The following is a 20,076-nucleotide window of genomic DNA, read 5'->3' as shown; positions in this document are numbered from 1 at the left end:
CTGCCCGCGATGGAACAGGACACGCCACGCGACGAGAAGCTTGCAAAGCCGACCAAGCCGGTCGGCGTCGCGTTGAACGTGCTGGCGCTGTGCTTCGTGCTGGCGCTGCTCGGCCGCGGCTTCAGTGACAGTTTCACCGTTTTCCTGAAACCGATCTCGGAAAATTTCGGCTGGGATCGCGCCGACGTGGTTTCGGTCTATTCGCTGGCCTGGCTCACCGGCGGCCTGACCGCGCCGCTGGTCGGACGCCTGTTCGACCGCTCGGGACCGCGCATCGTCTATTCGCTCGGCGTATTGTTGCTCGGCGGCGCGTTTCTGGTCGCGGCCCATGCACAGCATCTCTGGCAATTCCAGCTCAGCGTCGGCGTCTGCGTCGGTCTCGGCACCGCGCTGATCGGCAACGTGCCGAACTCGATCCTGCTCGGCCGCTGGTTCGGACCGCGGCTGCCGACCGCCATGGCGGTGGTCTATTCGGCGATGGGCGCCGGCGTGCTCGTCCTGCTGCCGCTGTCGCAAGTGCTGATCGACCGGATCGGCTGGCGCGAGACGTATCAGCTGTTCGGCAGCGCGGCGCTTTGCCTGGTACTGCCGCTGTTCTTCCTGCCGTGGCGGCTGCTTGCGGGCGGGTCGCCGCATGTCGTGAGGAAGGCCGGGAGCCACGTCGACGATCAGGGCTGGACGCTGTTCAGTGCGATCCGTCACCACGCCTTCTGGGCCCTGTTCTCCACCTTCTTCTTCACCGCGGTTGCGATGTATGCGCTCACCGCGCAGATCGTCGCCTATCTGATCGATGTCGGCTTCCCGCCGTTGCAGGCGGCGACCGCCTGGGGATTTTCCGGCGTCGCGCTGTTCGTCGGCATGCTCGGCGTGTCGACGCTGGACGGCATCATCGGACGCCGGCCATCGGTGCTGTTCAGCTACGGCATCTCGATCGTCGGCATCATCCTGCTGTGGCTGTTGCAATGGTATCCGAACTACTGGCTGCTCACCGGTTTCATCGTCTCTTTCGGCAGCATGATCGGCTCGCGCGGCCCGCTGATATCAGCGACCGCACTAAAGATCTTTCGCGGCGAGCGCGTCGGCACCATCTTCGGCACGATCTCGATCGGCAGCGGACTCGGCTCGGCGCTCGGCTCCTGGAGCGGGGGTCTGCTGCACGACTGGACCCACAGCTACAATCCGTTGATCGCATTCGCGCTGGTCAACGTCGTGCTCGGCTTGATCCCGTTTTTGGTGGTGCCCGCGCTGCGGCGGTGATTTTGGTCGGCAGCAGATCGGTCGGGTTGCGCCGATTAAACGCGAAGATTATCCGCGTCAGGCCGGGCGCCTGGGACGACAGACGCCCGGGGGAAAAGGCCGAAGGCCGCATTGCCTGTCGTTCAATCGGCGTCGCGGCAATCCTCGCCGCGGTGATCACGGCCGCAGGAGCCGCGGTCATGGGCCTCCTCGCGGCCATCGCCAGTGCCCGGCGTGAACGATACGCCACGCAGCGCCTCGCCGGAGCTCGCGGTGCGCAGCGTGACAAAGCGCTCACCGGCCGGCACCGTCACGGCGGAAAGTGTGTCGGAGATCATCACGAGCTTATTCGGATCGGCACCTTGGTCGCCGTTGCCGCTCACCGTCGAGGTGATCGCCCAGATCGATACCGTGCCGTCACGATGGACGCGGCCCGTGATGTTGCGCAAGCCGTCGGTCGCAGGCGACCACGGCAGGCCGGTCGCGGCATTGTTGCCGGTCGGATAGCCCTGCACGGTGTAGGGCACACCCAGGTCAAGTCCCGCCTGCAGAGTGTAGACCTGCTTCCAAACGCCGGCCGTGCTGTTGAACACCCACTTCTGCAGTCCCGCTGACGTCTGCGCCTTGGCGGCGGAATAGGTGTTCGAGTTCGGATCAAACGTCGCGGTGCCGTTGCCCTCGTCGGCGACGTAGAGCGTGTTCGCGTCGGCGAACCAGATGCCGAACGGGAACGAGGTCGTGCTCTTCAGCGTGGTGGGAAAACCGCTCAGTACGCACATGTTGTAGGGCGTGACACCCTGCGTCGCCAGCTTCGAGCCATCGTAGAAGAGCTGGGTCGTCGGCAGCGACGCCGATGGCGCCGGCACGCCGACGCCGTTCGGGCACGCCTTCGGATTGCCGTTGGCGGCATTGCCGGTGGTGTCGATGAAATACACCGTGTTGATGCCATTACCGCCGCTGCCCTTGGTCGTGTAGATCACGTTGTTGAACACGGTCAGACCGCGGAAATTGGTGTCCTTGCCGATCTTGTCGGCCTTCTGGCCGAGCTCGGTGATATTGAAGCTGCCGAGCGGGAACGGCCCGCCCGGATCCGGCTGCCGGCTGAGCGCCGCGTCGGACTCGGTCGCGATCTGCATGCCGGCGCCGGTGATAACGCCTGCGGGCTGCGGGTTGCCGCCATTGCCGGCGTTGCCGGAGGTGTAGAACACGCCGGCGCCGTGCCGGTCGTTGAAGATCGCGGCGCGGCCGTTGTTGCCGCTGTACGCATTCATCTTGGTGAAGTGGAAGTGGCCGTTCTCGTCGACTTCAGCGACCAGGCGGAAATTGGTGTTGGGCACCGGATTGGTCGGATCGACAACGTCAGGCGTGTTGGAGTTCGAGACGTCGATGGCGCCGATCGGAGCGAGGTAGCCCATGAAGGTCACCGTGCGGTGATCGAGCGACAGATTGAGTGCGAGCTCGGATTTTGACGAGAAGCTCGTAACCATCTGGTCCTTGCCCTGCGACACGCCGCGCTGGGCGCTGTTCGGCACCTCGAGCGACTGCACCTGCCTGCCGTCAAGACGCAGTTCGTCGAGCAGGATCTTCGCGGTCACGCCGAACGAGCCGTCGACCCCGTCATTGTTGAACACCGTGGGATAGCTGCCGTCCGCGATGGCGGTCACGCAATTGGGTGACACGCAGTTCGGCGGCAGCTGGGTGACGCCGGGCGTGATCGTGACAGCGTTGTTGACGAACACCGCGCGGCTTAACAACAGATGAGCCGGCCGGAAATGAACGTCGTCGCCATCTGCGCGCGCAACACTGCTGGCCAGCGCAGTGGAGGCGAGTAGCGTGAGCGCAAGAACGGGCCGAGACAACGGAAGCGGCGCAAGCGGGCGCGATCCTCTGGCGATCATTGCTAGTCTCCCAATGTAGGTTTTTTTCAAGGCGGGGCCGTATCACCGCCCGCTATGTCGGCGGTCGGAACACGCAATCTGCGGGCGGACTATTACAGCCGTGCGAATGAGAAGCGACGATTGTAGACATATCGAAATACAACCGGTCAGCGCAAGAAGCGAAGCCGAAAAGGGGAAGCAACGCGTGCCTTCCGCCGCCGACGTCCGGGGAACTCGGGATGGTCACGACACGATCATTCCGGCTTCACATCGCCGTCTTGCTCACGGCGGTATTGAAGAACCCCTGTTTCTCAAGGGAGGTGTCAGCAATGAAAAGAATTGGAAAGCTCGCGATCGCAGTGTTGCTCGGCTCGAGCGCACTCAGCTCGGGCGCGCGTGCCGACGATGACGACCATCGCGCCATCGAGCATGTGCTTCTGATCAGCGTCGACGGCATGCACGAGATCGACCTGCAGAATTACATCAAAGGTCACCCGACATCGACCTTCGCAAGGCTGCTGAAGCACGGTGTGCACTACACCAATGCGCACACCTCCCACCCCTCGGATTCCTTTCCGGGGCTGCTTGCGTTCATGACCGGCGCGTCGCCGAAGACGCACGGCGTCTTCTACGACGACACCTATGATCGGACGCTGTATCCGCCCGGAAGCAACTGCCAGGGCAAGCCGGGCACCGAAGCCACATATTTCGAGGCGCTCGATTACGACCTGACCAAGCTCGATGGCGGCGGCCCGGCGAATTCCGACCACATCAATCCGGCGAACTTGCCGCTGCGCAAGGTCGGCACCGCTTGCGAGCCGGTTTATCCGCACGCATACCTGAAGAACGACACCACGACGATCATGGAAGTCATCCACGAGGCCGGCAAGCGCACCGCCTGGTCGGACAAGCACCCGGCCTATGAGATCATCAGCGGCCCCTCCGGCAAGGGTCTCGACGAACTCTATGCGCCCGAGATCAATTCCACGAGCGTGCTTGCCACCGCACCCCAGTTGATCCCGACCCCTCAGCCGAGCGACGACTGGACAGTGAATCCGGTCTACACGCGCTATTATGACAATCTGAAAGTCACCGCGGTGCTGAACTGGATCAAGGGTCTTGACCACACGGGGACGACGAGGGTTGGCGTGCCGGCGATCTTCGGCATGAACTTCCAGGCCGTCAGCGTCGGGCAAAAGGTCACGGCCGACGGCTACACCGATGCGAAGGGCACACCGAGCGCGCAACTCGAATTGTCGCTCGACTTCGTCGACAGTTCGCTTGACCAGATGATCGACCAGCTGGACAACCAGCATCTCATCAAGAAGACCTTGATCGTCGTCGGCGCGAAGCACGGCCAGTCGCCGATCGACGTGAACCAGCTTCATATGCTGAAGGGCAGCAGCAATCCAAGGCTGCTACCGGGCCATGCCGACGTCGTCGACCCGGTCGACCTGCTGACCGCCGGCGGCGTCAAGGTGGCGCAGGAAACGGCCGACGATGTCTCGCTGATCTGGCTGGCCGATCAGACCCAGGCCAGGAAAGCCGTCGGCATCCTCGAGAACGACAAGGTTCTGCTGAACCAGGCCCGGATCGAGAAGATCTATGCCGGCGACGAGTTGAGGGACAAATTCGGCGACCCGGCCCAGGGCCGCACGCCCGACATCATCGTCCAGCCGCTCCACGGCACGATCTATAGCGGCAGCTCAGCGAAGGTCTCCGAGCATGGCGGCTTCACCGACGACGACACCCACGTCCTCCTGATCATGGCCAACCCGGCCTTCGAAGGGGGCGCCGTTGATCAGAAGGTCGAGAACAAGCAGGTCGCGCCGACGATCCTGCACGCGCTCGGCCTCGACGCCGACAAGCTGAAGGGCGCCCGCGCGGAGCACACCACTGCCCTGCCCGGTTTCGACCGCTGAGGTCGGACCACTGCGAACAGAGGACCTCAAATCGACGGCGCCCGATCCATTCGGGCGCCGATGTCTTGCGCCATTGTATGCCCGGCGTCTCGACGCTCGACGGCATCATCGGCCGCCGGCCGTCGGCGCTGTTCAGCTACGGCATTTCGATCGTCGGCGTCATCCTGCCGCGGCTGCTGCATTGGTATCCGAACTATTGGCTGCTCACCGGCTTTATCGTCAGCTTCGGCGGCATGATCGGCTCGCGCGGCCCGTCTTGATTTTGCGCGACCCCTGTGGTACCTACGACGCCATGATTAACGTCGTGCGCACCGCGAACCGTAAAAACATGACCCGCTCTCGCTGGGCCGTGGAAGGAGTCGTGCGCTAGGAATTCGACGACGTGATCTTTCACCAGGCCCCGCCGGCATCGGACGGGGCCTTTTGTTTGGCCATGCTCCCTGCCGACGCAACAGCAGGAGCATCCGATGCCACCCCGACAGATGAACGTCGCATCCGAGACCATGCGTGATGCCGCAGGGCTTCGCCGCGCTCTCGATTTGCTGAGAGATGCCACGGACGAAGCTTTGGCCGAGGCGTGCCCCAATGTCTCCATCGCAGCCCTGAGGGACGCCTTCTCGGTAAGGGAAGCGGCTGGACCCCCCGTCGCTTCGAAGCGGAGCGTGTGGAGTGTGCTCCGGGGATATTGGCGTGCGTTTCGAAGACGGCGCCAACGCGAGAGGTTGCGAATAAGTTTGCACGAACTCAGCGAGAGACAGCTGATGGATATCGGCCTGACGCCCAGTGACATCGACTACGTCGCCGCTGACCGCGCGCTTGAACGGCTCAGGGATGGCACGGCATATCTATGGCTGTCTCGTGGCGTGATGTGACTGACGGCAAGTCTGCGGCTGACTCGAGCTATCGCCTGCGCGCGAGCCAGACGGTGCGGCCGCCGCCCGTCCGGTCCTCGACCACATGCGCGATGACGTCGAACCCGATGCCGTCGAGCAACGCGGTGTATTCGGCCGCGCCGAGGCTCGCATGATAGAGCGGATCACCGCGATACTGGCCGACGATCTCGCCGGCGCTCGGCCCGCTGTTGAACATCAGCACGGCCGATGGGCCTGCATGCCGCGCGAACACCTCGAACATCGCCCGCTGGTCATCCGGCGCAAGATGGAAAAAGCTGTCCCAGGCGAGCACGCCGTTGAATTGGCGGGAGAGATTGAGTGACCGCATGTCGCCGACCAGGAAATCGTGGCCGGGCAGCCTTTGTCGGCACAGCGAAATGAAAGTCGGCGACGAATCCACGCCCGCGACGCGGAGCCCGCATTCGGCCATGTATTGCGCGACTGGAGCGCCTGCGCCGCAACCGAGATCCAACACCTGCGCCGCATGCGGCAAAGCGGCGATGAAACGGTCGTGCCAGGATTTGTCGTTCCACCCGGCCGAACGTCGATCGGCGTCCCACGCAAGCGCGTGACGCTCGTAATGATCGACGATCTGGTTGGCTTCGTCCGGCATGCCTCACCCCAGCCATCGCCGACATGGTGGATCATCGCCGCCTAATTGTTGGTCGGCGGCAGCTCGGTCGCGTTGTACGGCTTGAAGTCAAAAATCTTGCGGCTCAGCCCGGGCGCCAGCGCCGAGATCGGATTGACGCGCAGCACCGGCGCGTTCGGCGTGCCGACGATCTCATAGGTGACACCGATCAGGCCTTCGTCGCTGCCGGCACCAAGGAAGATGCCGAAGAACGGGATCTGGCCGAACACGTTGTTGAGCCCGTACATCGGAATGAAGGTGCCGCTCATCCGCACGGAGTTGCCGACGTAATCGATGTTGCCTTCGATGGTGGCGCCGATGCTGGGTCCCTTGACGACGCCCTTGCGGACCGTGAGCTGGCCGCTCTGGCGGATGAATTGGGCGCCCAGCGCCGAGAACGCGATGCCGTTCTGCGTGTTGATCGGACCGCCGGCGACAGCGCGGTCGAGCTGGGTCTCGCCCTTCACCGAGAAATCGCTGATGTTGATGAAGCCTTCCTTGGGGCTCTGGTCGGGCGTCGGCGGCTCCATCGCGAGCGTTAGCTGGCCGCCGATCACCTTTGAATAGGTGTCGGTGAAGCGCAGGAACGCACCGGCGTCGGAGGTTTGCAGATAGATCCCCTCACGTCCCTGCTGACGTCGCAAATCCGCCGTGACGGGCGTGTCGCGCCCGACTTTGCCGTTCAGCGTGAATGTCTTGAAGACACCGTTGCGGCGCGAGATCTTGGCGTCGACGCCGCGCACTGCCTCGCCGTTGAAGCCCGCGACCGCGCCGAGCTTCAGGTCGGCGTCGAAATCGATCGTCTTGCTCTTGCTCTTGGGATCGGCATCACGGCCCGAGATCGCCGACTTCAGGAAGCCGCGGCCATCGAACACGTCGCCGCGCATCGTCACTTTCATCACGCCGTCAGGACCGCGATCGGCCCTGAGCGAGGTCTTGTCGCCTTCCGAGGGCGCGTAGGTCGGGAAGTTCGCGTTGAGGAGGTCGCCGTTCTGGTCGACCTCGAGCGAGCCCTTGATCGAAACGCCGCCGCCGTCGACCACGATGTCCTCGAACCGCGTCGACTGCCCCTTCGGCACCACGTTGAAGGTCGCCTTGCTCGCCTTGCCTTGTGTCTTCACCCAGCCCGGCAGGATGTTGTCGAGCTTGAGCTGAGTGAGGTCTGCCTCGATGCCCATCTTGGTGGTGGGATTGTCGCCGCTGCCGATCTTGCCGCTGAGCTTGAGCGGGATCGGGCCCGAGACCGCGGGTCCGAGATCGAGCCCGAGCCGGGCCCGGCCCGCGTCATCCAGCGTCGCCTGCAGCTTGACGTCGGCATCGCCGTCAGCCGGCTTGCGATAGTCGAGCGAGGCCGGCTGGCCGTTGATCTTGACGTCGCCCTTGACCTGGAAGCCGGCATTGCTGGCGATCACCTTCAGCGTGTTGGCCTCGAGCTTCTGGTTCATCACGAGCTTGTCGACCGCGACGCCGGAGACGTCGGCGGTGACCGAATACATCGTGTCGGCCTTGGTCAATTCGCCCTTCACGGGCATGCCGAGATTGATCGTCGCCGTGACGTTGCCCTTCGAGGCATTGGGATCGATCGGCGGACCGGACAGATCGCTGAGCCGGTCGGAGGCGAGGATTTCGGCGGCGGCCGGCACCGGACAATCGACCCGGAACTTGACCTTCGCCGGCGACGGTTTCGGCGCCATGTCCGGGACCTCGAAGGTGAAGTCCGAGAAATTGATCTTGCGGCCGGCCGGCGTGTCCGCGACGCCCTGCCCGATGGTCACGGTCGCGGTGCGGCCGGTCACCCGGGCCTTCAGGTCGGCGTCATGGACCGCGGGCATCTGGTCGACCGGGCGCACCGTAACGCCGGAGGCGACGATGTTGACCGACAGACCGTCGTCCGGAATCGGCGGCCCCTTGCGCGACAGATTGTGCACCGGCGAGTTGACGCCGACATCGATGCGCTGGAGCATGCCGCGATCGATCCGCTCGATCACCCATTCGCGTACCTCGGGCACGATGATGGCCGGCCACACCCGCTTCAAAGCGGAGGCGGACATCGGCGTGCCGGCGAAGCCGAGCTGCAGCCGCGGCTCGCCGGAATAGTCGATGCTGCCGGTGCCGGCGACACCGATCTCGCCATTGGAGATGTCGGCCTGGGTCAGCAGCACCCGCTTCCGCTCGGTATCGAAGCGGAAGCCGATATTGATGCGGTTGAAGATCAGCGGCGGTTCGGTCTTGTCGATGCCGGCCAGCACGATGGTGCCGCCGGAGAGCCCGGCCTGCCAGTCGGTAACGTTGTCGTTCGGTGGCTCGAGGTGCCCGAGCAGCGTGATCCGGTTGGCGCCGGAGACGATCTTGATCGGCGCCAGCAGCACCCGCCGTCCTGCGTCCCATTCGACGCCCATCTCGGCCGAATCGATCGCCATCGGATAGTCGGGCGTATCGGTGTCGACGATGGTGCCGGCACCGACGGTGACCTTGCCACTGAAATAGGTCGGCAGGCCGTCGCGACCCAGCTGGCCCTTCAGCTCGCCCGACAGCGGCAGGTCGGCGGTATAGGTCAGATCCTTGGTCCGCATCGCCAGCAGGATGTTGCGGGTCGAGACCTTGTCGGCCTTGATGTCGACCGAGCGCACGCCATTCTGCTGCGGACCGACCAGCATGCGCACCGCCCACGGCTTGGCGCCGTCCTCGCCAAAACTCAGTGCCACGCCGCCGCCGCTCGGGCGCCGCAGGCTCAAGCTGATGTTCTCAAAGCTCCATTTGTTGCCGCGCTGCTGGTCGTCGACGACGAGATTGCCGTTCTTCAGGCCGATCTCGTTGAGGTTCTGGCCGTCGAGGCCGGTCATGCTGAGGCTGTCGAGCCAGTCGAGACCGGCGAGCAGGCCACTCTGCGCCGATTCGGGCATCTGCACGGCCGTCGACGGGTCGGACGCGGCCGGCGGCACAGCTGGTGGGGCGCCGGATCCAGCGGAGCCGGACCCTGGCGATGCGGGCACCGGGCGCGGGAATGTGGGTGCCAGGCCCGCATCCTTCTTCGAGGCGACGCCGGTCGCGAGCGGCTTTGCGGTATCGCCAGCCGACACCATCACATTGCCGTCGGGCGTGATGCGCACCGACAGCACGGCATCGACGAGGTTGAGGCTTTCCGCCCGCAATTGCCCCATCAGCAGCGCCGTTCCGGACAGCCGCACCTCGGCCTTCGGTGCGCTGGCGACGATTGCGTGGTCGCGGTCGCGGACCACGATGTCGCGGATGCGCACTGCGATCCTGATGCGCCCGGCACGCTCGATCTGCGTGCCGCCGACCTCCACCGTATTGCCGTGGCCGATATTCTCCTCGATCGCGGCGGCAAGCCACGGCGTTGCCATGTCGAGATTGATCGGACCCGCGCCGAGCCGCCACCACAATGCGCCGAAGCAGGCCGCGAAGATCACGACGAGCACGGCAAGCACGAGCGCGATGCGCCGGATCCAGCGTTCGCCGTTCAGCCAGCGCTGCATCCCCGAGCAGAAATCGGCGAAGCGATGCAGATTGTTGTTGGAACGCGACAGCAATTGCCGCGCGCGGTGACCCGCCGCCTCATCCTGCTCGTCCCACGCGGGCTGATCTTCCCATTGCGAGAGATCGGCCTGGGCGCGTGGATGTGGCCCCTGCGGCGACGTGTTCCTTGCCATTGCCTCTCGGTGCTGGCGGTGAAGTTGATCGCCGCCATCGGGGCGCCCGTCAAACGGTTTCGAGCGCTCCAGTGCCGGCATCGCTGCCAATCCTCGACTATTAATGTTACTCGCTGATGGACCCAAGATGGACGCAAAAACAGGACGAAAGCAGCCAATCAAACGCCAATTCAACGAGCGGACGGGTAACGCGTCGAATTCCTTGTCACCATACCCCGTGGCCATCAAACTTGCCCAGCGCAGGATGCGAATCCGTGCGCCGCAAGCGAGAGCCGCAATAGCCCAATGATTGAACTTCCGAAAGCGACGAAAGGAAGGCGTATGTCCAAGAAAACGCGCAAGAAATCCTCCAACACAACCGGAAAGCGGGTCGCAACAAAGGTTGCGCGCGGCGCTAGCGCCAGCGCGAGGAAATCCGCGGCGAAAACACGCACGGCGGCTGCAAAAACCAGGACCGAAACAAAGGCCAAAACAGCAAGCAAGACGAAGTCCGCCGCGGCTGCTTCGAGCAAAGCCTCGCACAAGGCCGCATCGAAACCGTTAAAGCCGAAGCCGGCCACCGCCGCCAAATCTTCCGCCGCCGCATCCTCGGCTCTCAGCGAGGGCGCCGGCGCGCCGGCATTCAACCTGCCGCGCGATGGCGGCGGCAGCATCTCGCTCAGGGATTTCGCGGGTAAGAAGCTGGTACTGTTCTTCTATCCCCGCGCCAACACTCCCGGCTGCACCAAGGAGGCGATCGACTTCACCCGGCTGAAAGGCGAGTTCGCCGCCGCCGGTACCGAGGTATTGGGCATTTCCGCCGATACGGTTAAGGCCCAGGACTCCTTCCGGGACAAGCATCAGCTTACGGTTCCGCTGATCTCGGACGAGCAGCATCAGATCCTGCAAGCATATGGCGCCTGGGGCGAAAAATCATTGTATGGCAGGACCTTCATGGGGATTATTCGCACGACGGTTCTGCTCAACTCCGCCGGCAAGGTGGCCCGGATCTGGCGGCACGTGAAGGTCGACGGTCACGCCGAAAAGGTATTGGAGGCCGCCCGGTCGCTCTAATCGGACCAGTTCCGTTTCCTGAAAATTAACCATGGCCGGCTCAAATCGGCCCGCAATTAAGCCGTACGGAGCTTGGTCCGACCGGCCGCGGGAGTACCGATGTCAAGCCGGTCCGGTCACCACCAGGAATACCAGTCGCACCATCATCCCCAGGACCATGGCCGGACCTCGTCGCGGCGTCCGGCCGCTCATACCGCAGCACCTTCGGCAACTGCCGCGGTGGCAGCTTCAGGCGCCGGCTACACCATCATGCATGCTGGCAAGCAGGTCCGGTTCGGGCCGGTCGTGTTCTGGATCGCGGTCGGCACCGTGGTCATGCTCGGCATGTGGTCTGCCGCGACCGCGACCTATTTCGCGTTCCGCGACGACGTCCTGACCCGGTTGATCGCCCGCCAGGCCGAGATGCAATACGCCTATGAGGACCGCATCGCCGATCTGCGCTCCAAGGTCGATCGCACCACCAGCCGGCAGCTGCTCGACCAGGAGCAGTTCGACCAGAAGCTCGACCAGATCATGAAGCGCCAGTCGGCGCTGGAATCCCGCGCCACCGCGCTCGGCGCGATGCCCGATGCCGCCGTCACCGGCTCGATCAAGCCGCAGGGCCGCGCCGAGACCGCGCCGTCCTCCGGCACGCCTAAGCCCTCCCCGATCAGCGACACCGTGATCTTCGTGGCCCCCCCTGACCGCGAGGCGCGGCTGGAATCGCGCGCGCCGGTGGCCGCCAAGGCGCAGCCGAGCCAGTTCGCCAAGGCGCAGGGTGTCGACAACGTCCTGGTCCACCTGCAGACCTCGCTCGATGGCGTCGAGCGGCGTCAGATCGCCGCGCTGTCCTCCGCCGAGGAGAGCATCGATTCGCGATTACGCCGGATGCGCGGCGTGATCTCGGATCTCGGCCTCAACATGGCCCAGCTCGAGGCGGCAACCCCGCGCGCCGGCATGGGCGGCCCGTTCGTTCCGGTCAAGCTGCCGGCCGATGCCGGTCCGTTCGAGCGCCAGCTCTACCGTATCAATATCAGCCGCGCGCAGATGCAGCGGCTGAACCAGACGCTGGCGCTGGTGCCCTACCGCAAGCCCGTGATCGGCGAGGTCGAATTCACCAGCGGCTTCGGCATCCGCAGCGATCCGTTCCTCGGCCGCCCCGCGATGCATACCGGCCTCGACTTCCGCGCCTCGATGGGCGATCCGGTGCGCGTCACCGCCAACGGCAAGGTGGTGTCGGCCGGCTGGGCCGGCGGTTACGGCCGCATGATCGAGGTCGACCATGGCAACGGCCTCTCCACCCGCTACGGCCATCTGTCGGAAATCGGCGTCAAGGTCGGCGAAACCGTGAAGATCGGCCAGGTGATCGGTGCGGTCGGCTCGACCGGCCGCTCCACCGGCCCGCATCTGCACTACGAAACCCGCATCGACGGCGAGGCGGTCGATCCGCAGAAATTCTTGCGCGCTGGCGTCCGCCTCACGGCGGGCTAGCTCTCACAACGACGACTCCAAACCATCGGCGCAAGCTTCCGCCTGCGCCGAACGTTTGCGCGTCGCTAGCGACGGCCGCCGCCACCACCAAAGCCGCCGCCCCCGGGACCGCCGAAGCCACCGCCGGGTCCGAACGGACCACCGCCGCCGCCGGGACCAAACGGCCCGCCACCGCCGGGAGGGCCGAGGCCGCCGGGGCCCGACGGGCCGCCGCCGGAGTCAGGTCCGGGCCCAGATCCAGGTCCAGAACCGGGTCCAGAACCGGGTCCATGACTCATCGGCGCGTTGGCGGGACCGCTGCCACCGGGCCCACCACGGCCGCCGGGTCCGGCCCCTCCGCCGGGCCGATGTCCCGAGCTGCCGCCTCCGCCACCACTGCCGGGGCTACGCACCGACGAGCCCGGGAAGCGGCCGACCGATTGCACCGATTCGACCCGCAACCCGAGGCCGCCTTCGCGCGTGGCGTTGAGCACCACGCGGCTGTCGGCCGCCGGCGCGTAGCGTGAATTGTCGCGCGCGACGAGACCGGAGCCGAGCCTGAGATCGTTGCCGTCCTTCCGGACATAGGCTTCGATCAGCAGCCGTTTGGCGCCGGTGAGGTCGGAGAAATCGTCGGCACGGCTACGCGCGACCTGCATCACACCGCCCATCGCGTGGCCTTCGGCCTGCACCCGTTGCCCGGCGAGCGCAGCGTCAACGCCGGTGAGCCTGAGCCGGCCGATCCGCAACGTTCCTGAGCTGTCGCGGTCGAGCGGTCCGGTGACCCGCATCGCAGCGTCGTGACGCTGCTGCACCAGGCTCGCGACGATCACCCCGTCGGTGCGGCGTAGCCCGAACACTGCAACCGAAGCTCCGGGCTTCAGCCAGCTCTCGCTGCCGGTCCATGCCACTTTCTGGCCGAGCACCGTAAGCTCGCCGGATCTGGCCTGCTCGATCGGCCCCGTCACCTCGCTCGCGACATCGATCCGCTTCGTCGACAGCGTACCGTCGGCGCCACGCTGCGCAACGACGCGTGCGACCTGCCCGATCCGCAACGCCCTCGTATTCGCCGCCTCGCCATCGATTCGCACCGGCACATCCGTCCCATAGGCGATACGCTCGCCATTGACGAAGATCGAGCCGAAGCGCTGGATCACGCCGACGATGCCGGTGCCGCCGATGCCCTGATCCGATCCGGTGATCCCGGTGCCGCCGATCCCCTGGTCGGTGCCGCGCTTCCTGACCTGCGCGCCGGCGAGCGAGGTCCCGGCGAGCCAGAATCCGACGAGCAGCGCGCGACGCGAGATCACCGGAGCACGCTTCATGACGCGCCGCCCTCGTCGGTGTCGTCATCGGCGGGGCCGTCGGGGCCCTCGCGGTAGATGTAGATGCCGAAATTCCAGCGGTAGTCGCCGCCCTTGTCCTTGGCGAGCGCCCGGTTGGCCTCGCGGTTGGCGACCTTCAACGCCTCCATCGCAAGCTCGCGCGAGCGGCCTTCGAGCCGCTTGGCGAGCTTTGCCGATAGCCCGTCATAATGCACGGCACGTTCGAGGAAGCGCGGCGCCGCCGACGACACGTTCTGCTCGGCGGCGGCGACGTGGTCGTGCAGATTGCGGCCGAGATAGTGCCATTTGCGATCGTCGTCGCCATGCGGCACGAAGGCTTCCTCGACCAGCACGATCTCGTCGTCGTCATTGATGGTGACGAGCTGGCGGTCGAGCCATTCGTCGAGCACCGCGCGCGGCCGCACGTCCTTGGTGATGGTCTCGACAAGCGCCTCGAACGACGGCGCTGCGCCGCCCGATGTGCGCGGCAGCGGCAGCGGATCGCCCTTGGCGTCGGTGAAGTCGGGATCGGCGAGCCAGCGCGCGATGATCGCGCTGGTGCGCGACAGCGTCGCCGGCACCTCGGTGACCGGCGCGCCTGCGCCGCGCAGCCGCGCCACCTCCTTGCGGTGAATGCCGGTCAGCAGGCTGACGCGGCTGTCGGTCTGCTCCTTGCCTTCGAGCGCGAAATCGTGCTCGGCGACGTTGACATAGAGCTCGCGCAACAACCCGGTCAGCGCCGGAAAGGTCATGCCGCCGCGAATGCAAAGCCGCACCAGCGGGCGCAGCATCCGCGCCAGCGGCGCGTGCAGCTTCGCCGCGGCGATCGGCGGGGGCGATGCCGGCTTCGACTTCGGAACTTTGGCATTCATGGCCAAATTTTAGCCAAGGCTGGCGTGGGATACAATCCCACCTTTGCAGCAACGCGGATTGACGTGTGAAATTTTCCCACTTATAGGAAACATTGTCACTGCCGGAAACAGAATGCGCTTGCGCGCGCGGGACCCGGCTCCCGCGGTCGCACGCGACGGGGCGCTCCGGCCATGGAACATCACATGACATCCATCCGATTCGACGTCGAAATCGCGGAAGCCTGCAAGACCGCACAAGTTCCGTTCGAGGATTTCGTCTCGACGGTGATGGCTGGCAGCTATCCCTGTCTGCCGGGCGTCGAGCCCGACTCGCCGCGCCGATTCGCCGAGACCGACCTGGTCGCGCTCTACATCTACGGCCGCCTGTTGGTATTCGGCTTCGGCGCGCTGCGCGCCGGCGAATATGCCTGCCGTGCCCATGCCGGCCTCGCCGCCGAGCCGCGCGCCCGGTCGATCTCGATCGCGCTGACATCGAACGGCGGCAAGCGCGTCGTGATCGAGCAGGATGCGCCGCTGGCACCGGCAGTGCTGCTGCCCGAGCGAATCCAGTTCGACATCGGCGCGATCAGGCAATTGCTGCTGCAATCCGCCGAACGCCAGGCCGCCGAGCCGGCCTGACACGCCTCACTGCGCCCGACCGGCGTCTGCGCCGCGCCCGCCCATCAGGGCGGCGCGCGGCCGTGCCATTGCCTCCACCCTCTTCCGCAAAAAATTCGACGACCGCCATACGTGGGACATAATCCCACTTTTTATTCCGCACTCAATTGACGTGTGAAATTTTCCCACGTATCCAGAAATCATGAGCAGGGAATCCGACGCAAATGTATCTTCGTTCGGCCCGCGTATCCGATCCGCGTTGCGAATCCGATCGGTTCGTCGCGACCCCACTTCGTTTCACGCCGCAGGGCCCCTGCGGCCCGATCGAACCGGTGCTGCCGGCGCTGCTGCGCTCGGTGGTGTTCTTCGCAGCACTGGCGACGCCGTTCGTCATCGCCCTGTTTGCGGCGTGATGCGGAGCGCGGCGCCCATGATTGTTCAGAGCGAGCCGGCGCGCCGTCCGTCGGTGCTGCACATCTTCAAGGTCTACTATCCCGACCTGTTCGGCGGCACGCTGTCGGTGATCCGCGACATCTGTGCGGGGCTGAAGGAGTCGTTCGCCGCCGCCATCCTGGTGTGCTCGCCGTCCGGCGGCGCGCGCCGGATCGTGGTCAACGACGTCACGGTCGAGCGCGTGCACTCGTTCGGCGACGTGCTGTCGCTGCCGGCCGCGCCGAGCTATCCGTGGCGGCTGTGGCGCCGCATCAGCGAGCACGATCTGTTGGCGCTGCATGCGCCCTTCCCGCTCGCCGACCTCGTGTTCGCGCTCGGCCTGGGCGGCAATCGTCCGCTGGTGGTGCACTGGCACGCCGACATCGTCTCGCACGCCGCGCTGCGCTTCCTGGTCGAGCCCCTGATGCGGCGGACGTTGCGGCGGACCACTGCGATCATCGTTTCCAATCCGGCGCTGATCGAGACCACGCCGCTGCTGCAGGAATTTGCCGACAAATGCCACGTCGTTCCGTTCGGCGTCGACGTCGCGAAGTATGACCGGTTGCCCGCGCAGCCGGCCGAAATCAACAGCCGCGGCCGCCTCGTGCTGGCCTGCGGCCGGCTGGTGCCGTACAAGGGTTTTGACGTGCTGGTGCGTGCTGCGCATAGCAGGAATTTCGAGGTCTGGATCGTCGGCGAAGGCCGCGAGCGCGAGCATCTCGAACAGCTGATCCGCGATTATGGGTTGCAGGACCGCGTCCGCCTGCTCGGCTCGGTCGCCGAGAGCGAGCGCGTCAAGCTGATGCGGATCGCCGACGTCTTCGTGATGCCGTCAGTGACGTCAGCGGAGACCTTCGGGCTGGTGCAGCTCGAGGCGATGGCTGCCGGCCGCCCGGTCATCAATACCGCGCTCGACACCGGCGTGCCGCAAGTCGCGCGCGACGGGCTCGAGGCGATCACGGTGCCGCCGGGCGATCCGGAAGCGCTCGCCTCCGCCATCGAGACCCTGGTCAACGATCCCGAGCGGCGCCGCCGCATGGGCCAGGCCGCGCGCCATCGCGCCATGACGAAATACTCAACCACAGCCTTCAGGGAAGGAATCGAGACGGTGTACCGCAAGGTCGTTGCCGAACATGCTGCCGCGGAGGATGCAGGCTTTCCAGCCCCAGGCCTGCGTCCCCACACGGCCGGCCTCGCCGTCGCGATGCAAATCGCGGCGGCGCTGGCCTGGTCGGACATGCGCCATCGCTACGTCCGCTCGCTGCTTGGACCGTTCTGGATGTCGCTGCAGATGGCGATCATGGTCGCGGTGCTCGGCTCGGTGATCGGCCATCTCTCCAATGCGAGCGCGATGGCGCGGCTGCCGATGCTGGCGGCGAGCCTCACCGCCTGGACCTTCCTCAACAGCGTCGTGCTCGACGCCACCACGGCGCTGCAGGGCTCGGCGAGCCTGATCAAGGACCGCGCGCTGCCGCCGCTGATCTTCCTCCTGCAATGCACCTTCCGTCAGGCGCTGTTCGCGCTCCACAATGCGGTCGTCCCGCTGCTGCTCTGGCTGGTGCTGACGCCGCGGGATTTTTCCGGTGCGCTCGTCGCCATTCCCGGGCTCGCACTGTTCGTCGTCTGCACGCTCGCGCTCAGCCTGGTGCTCGGCGCGCTGGCGACGCGCTACCGCGACATCAAGCCGATCATCGAATCCTCGCTGACCCTGGCGTTCCTGGCGTCGCCGATCATCTGGACGCCTGAGATGATCGACCGCGGCTCCACCGTGATGCGGCTCAATCCGCTGACCCATCTGTTCGCGGTCTGGCGCGAACCGTTGTCGACCGGCCATGTCGCGATGAGCAGCCTGGTCTATGTGCTCGCCTGCCTCGCCGCGCTGGTCGTCGCATCGATCGTCACCGTCGCGCAGCTGCGCAAGGCCGCGTTCTGGATCTGACATGGCCAGCATTCATCTCCGCGACGTCTGCCTCGACTACCCCCTGTACGGCGCCTACGACTTCTCGCTGAAGCGCCGCCTGCTCGGCCGCCTGTTCCGCGAGACCAGCGAGATGCGGACCATCCGCGCCGTCGACAACATCTCGATCGACGCCAGGCCCGGCGCGCGCATCGGGCTCGCAGGTCCCAACGGCTCCGGCAAGTCGACCCTGCTGCGGCTGATCGCCGGCGTGTTCCCGCCGAGCAGCGGCCGCTGCGAGATATCAGGCAATATCGTGCCGCTGCTTGGCCTCAGTGCCGGTGCCAATCTCGATTTCGTCGCCGCCGACAATATCAGCCTGCTGCTGCGGATCAGCGGACGCAAGCCGACGCCTGATATCCTCGACGAGATCTGGGCCTTCACCGAGCTCGAGGAACGCATGCGGCAGCTGCCGCTGCGCATGTTCTCCTCGGGCATGCTGATGCGCGTGCTGTTTGCGACCGCCACCGCGTTTCCCGCCGACATCCTGCTGCTCGACGAATGGCTCAGCGTGGTCGACGAGAATTTCTCCGCCAAGGCCGAGCAGCGGCTGCGCAAGATGGTCGAGACGGCGGCGATCGTGATCATCGCCTCCCACGACCACGCGCTGCTGCGCCGGACCTGCACCAGCATCATCAATCTCGACCGCGGCCGGATCGCAAGCACGCTCTCGCTGGACCCGCCCGCCCCGCACCATCTCGAGCTCAGAGAACTCAGCGCATGAAGAAGATCCTGGTCGTCAGCGAGGCGCTCGGCGAGCCCAACCACAAGCGCGGCATCTTCCACTTCACGCGCGAACTGATCCGCTCGCTGTCGGCCGACGGCCATCAGCTGACGTTATTGGTGGAGACCACGCGCCGCTACCGCAAGCTGCGCCGCCGCCAGCAGCGCACCCGGCTATTGCCGGAGGATTCGCGGCTGATCGAGCTGCTCGCGCTCTACCGCTTCCTCGACGAAACCAACATGGATTCGCCGCTGATGCGCGGCGGCCTGCGCCGCACCGTCGACTGGTTCAAGCACAAGTACAATGCCGCGACCTCATGGGAATTCATCGTCGCGTTCCTGCGTGCGCTTCATCTGCTGCCGACCCGCGTCGAGCTGATCGAGAACAGCACCGCGGGCCTCGAATACGTTCCGACCGATCTGCGTCACCTCGGGCTGTTCGGCGAATTCATGCTCGAGCCGGCCTTCTACACCTATCAGGATACGTCGGCGCTGACCCGGCTGCCGCCGCCGCGGGTCGACGCCAGCGACTACGACATCATCCTCGTCGACACCCCGACGCGGGTTGCGATCCGGCGCCGTCCCGGCGCCAAGGTCATCTGCGTGATCCACGACCTGTTGCCGATCACCGATCTCAAGCTCGATGACGTCGCCACCCGGTTGTTCCTGTCGCGCCTGTTCACTAGCGTGCATCAGGCCGACGAACTGGCCTTCGTCTCGAACTACAGCCTGAACCGGTTTCGCGCCCTTCTCCCGCAATTCGTCGACATTCCGGCGCGCGTGGTCTATCCGCGCACCCGCTTCGACGTGGCTGACGAGCCGTCCGTGCCGGCTCTGCCGATGCCGACGGCGCGTCGGGCGCGGCCAAGCTTTGTCGTCATCGTGTCGAACGAGCCTCGCAAGAACCTTGCCGCGGTGATCCGCGCGTTCCGCAAGTTGCCGCAGGCCGATCTGATCGTCATCGGCTATGCCGGCGGCATGAGCAAGACGCGGAACCTGCCGAAGAACGTCAAATTCTCCGGCTATGTCGACGAGCATGAGAAGACCGCGCTGATCGCGCAGGCCGACGGCCTGATCATGCCGAGCCTGGCCGAGGGTTTTGGCGTCCCGATCATCGAGGCATTCGCGGTCAACACCCCGGTGCTGTGCTCCGACATCGCCGTCTTTCGCGAGGTCGCCGGCGATCTCGCCGACTATTTCGATCCGTTCTCGATCGACGCGATCTGCGCCTCGGTCACACGCGTGCTGGCACGACAGGGCGAATGGCGGGCCAAGATCCGTGAACGCCGGTCCGAACTCGCCGAGCGCTTCGGCCACGAGACCCAGGCACGCGATCTCCTCGCCCACCGCATCGCGGTCGATAACGCGCTGGCGGCCCACCACGCCTCGGCCGCTGCGCCGGTCCTCGACGGGCTCGCCGCCCACGGCATGTGATGCA

Annotated in this window: 15 protein-coding genes and 1 pseudogene; 11 read left to right on the top strand and 5 right to left on the bottom strand. The window is 65.6% G+C overall.

Features of this window, described 5'->3' with window-relative positions; translation table 11 throughout:
• Nucleotides 1–9 precede the first annotated feature (9 nt).
• Entirely contained in the window at nt 10–1,257 is a 1,248-nt protein-coding gene (locus IC762_RS16935) for an MFS transporter (protein WP_195789899.1), read from the top strand.
• 122 nt (nt 1,258–1,379) lie between these two features.
• On the opposite strand, the gene IC762_RS16930 is transcribed toward IC762_RS16935, so the two are convergent.
• Nucleotides 1,380–2,975 carry a hypothetical protein gene (locus IC762_RS16930; protein ID WP_210338453.1) on the bottom strand — a complete coding sequence of 532 codons (1,596 nt, stop codon included), beginning with the start codon at nt 2,973–2,975 and terminating at the stop codon, nt 1,380–1,382.
• A gap of 467 nt (nt 2,976–3,442) precedes the next feature.
• Here IC762_RS16930 and IC762_RS16925 point away from each other — a divergent pair, with 467 nt between their 5' ends.
• From IC762_RS16925 to IC762_RS35665, 3 genes and pseudogenes are all read left to right on the top strand, one after another.
• The gene (locus IC762_RS16925) at nt 3,443–5,035 is read left to right on the top strand and encodes an alkaline phosphatase family protein (protein WP_195789897.1); all 1,593 of its coding nucleotides are present in this window, start codon (nt 3,443–3,445) and stop codon (nt 5,033–5,035) included.
• A 65-nt stretch (nt 5,036–5,100) separates the two neighbouring features.
• On the top strand, nt 5,101–5,295 hold the full coding sequence (locus IC762_RS16920) for a hypothetical protein (protein ID WP_195789896.1): 195 nt from the start codon (nt 5,101–5,103) through the stop codon (nt 5,293–5,295).
• A gap of 207 nt (nt 5,296–5,502) precedes the next feature.
• Nucleotides 5,503–5,778 (top strand): annotated as a pseudogene (locus tag IC762_RS35665) (DUF1127 domain-containing protein); the annotation flags it as partial.
• Between the two features lie 157 nt (nt 5,779–5,935).
• Here the strand turns inward: IC762_RS35665 and IC762_RS16910 are convergent.
• Together IC762_RS16910 and IC762_RS16905 are read right to left on the bottom strand one after the other, a co-directional pair.
• Entirely contained in the window at nt 5,936–6,541 is a 606-nt protein-coding gene (locus IC762_RS16910; RefSeq protein WP_195789894.1) for a class I SAM-dependent methyltransferase, read from the bottom strand.
• A gap of 41 nt (nt 6,542–6,582) precedes the next feature.
• The gene (locus tag IC762_RS16905) at nt 6,583–10,311 is read right to left on the bottom strand and encodes a YhdP family protein (protein ID WP_195789893.1); all 3,729 of its coding nucleotides are present in this window, start codon (nt 10,309–10,311) and stop codon (nt 6,583–6,585) included.
• A gap of 240 nt (nt 10,312–10,551) precedes the next feature.
• Here IC762_RS16905 and IC762_RS16900 point away from each other — a divergent pair, with 240 nt between their 5' ends.
• Together IC762_RS16900 and IC762_RS16895 are read left to right on the top strand one after the other, a co-directional pair.
• On the top strand, nt 10,552–11,283 hold the full coding sequence (locus IC762_RS16900) for a peroxiredoxin (protein WP_195789892.1): 732 nt from the start codon (nt 10,552–10,554) through the stop codon (nt 11,281–11,283).
• A gap of 99 nt (nt 11,284–11,382) precedes the next feature.
• Nucleotides 11,383–12,753 carry a M23 family metallopeptidase gene (locus IC762_RS16895; protein WP_195789891.1) on the top strand — a complete coding sequence of 457 codons (1,371 nt, stop codon included), beginning with the start codon at nt 11,383–11,385 and terminating at the stop codon, nt 12,751–12,753.
• Between the two features lie 65 nt (nt 12,754–12,818).
• On the opposite strand, the gene IC762_RS16890 is transcribed toward IC762_RS16895, so the two are convergent.
• Together IC762_RS16890 and IC762_RS16885 are read right to left on the bottom strand one after the other, a co-directional pair.
• A complete protein-coding gene (locus IC762_RS16890; RefSeq protein WP_195789890.1) occupies nt 12,819–14,057 on the bottom strand; it encodes a DUF5666 domain-containing protein in 1,239 nt (412 codons plus the stop codon).
• Entirely contained in the window at nt 14,054–14,929 is an 876-nt protein-coding gene (locus tag IC762_RS16885) for a DUF6502 family protein (protein WP_195789889.1), read from the bottom strand. Before IC762_RS16885 ends, IC762_RS16890 begins: the two co-directional genes overlap by 4 nt.
• A 183-nt stretch (nt 14,930–15,112) precedes the next feature.
• On the opposite strand from IC762_RS16885, the gene IC762_RS16880 reads away from it, so the two are divergent.
• The 5 genes from IC762_RS16880 (at nt 15,113) to IC762_RS16860 (ending at nt 20,072) form a co-directional block, all read left to right on the top strand.
• The gene (locus IC762_RS16880; protein WP_195789888.1) at nt 15,113–15,547 is read left to right on the top strand and encodes a hypothetical protein; all 435 of its coding nucleotides are present in this window, start codon (nt 15,113–15,115) and stop codon (nt 15,545–15,547) included.
• A 203-nt stretch (nt 15,548–15,750) separates the two neighbouring features.
• A complete protein-coding gene (locus IC762_RS16875; protein WP_195789887.1) occupies nt 15,751–15,939 on the top strand; it encodes a hypothetical protein in 189 nt (62 codons plus the stop codon).
• Nucleotides 15,940–15,956: 17 nt separating this feature from the next.
• A complete protein-coding gene (locus IC762_RS16870; protein ID WP_195789886.1) occupies nt 15,957–17,897 on the top strand; it encodes a glycosyltransferase in 1,941 nt (646 codons plus the stop codon).
• A 1-nt stretch (nt 17,898) separates the two neighbouring features.
• Complete coding sequence (locus IC762_RS16865; protein WP_195789885.1) at nt 17,899–18,639, top strand: ABC transporter ATP-binding protein; 741 nt, start codon at nt 17,899–17,901, stop codon at nt 18,637–18,639.
• Nucleotides 18,636–20,072 carry a glycosyltransferase family 4 protein gene (locus IC762_RS16860; protein WP_195789884.1) on the top strand — a complete coding sequence of 479 codons (1,437 nt, stop codon included), beginning with the start codon at nt 18,636–18,638 and terminating at the stop codon, nt 20,070–20,072. Before IC762_RS16865 ends, IC762_RS16860 begins: the two co-directional genes overlap by 4 nt.
• Nucleotides 20,073–20,076: the final 4 nt, after the last annotated feature.

The organism is Bradyrhizobium genosp. L (genome assembly GCF_015624485.1).
GTDB lineage: Bacteria > Pseudomonadota > Alphaproteobacteria > Rhizobiales > Xanthobacteraceae > Bradyrhizobium.
Note: the sequence above shows the minus strand (reverse complement) of the source record. Positions and strands in the feature narration are given on the sequence as shown.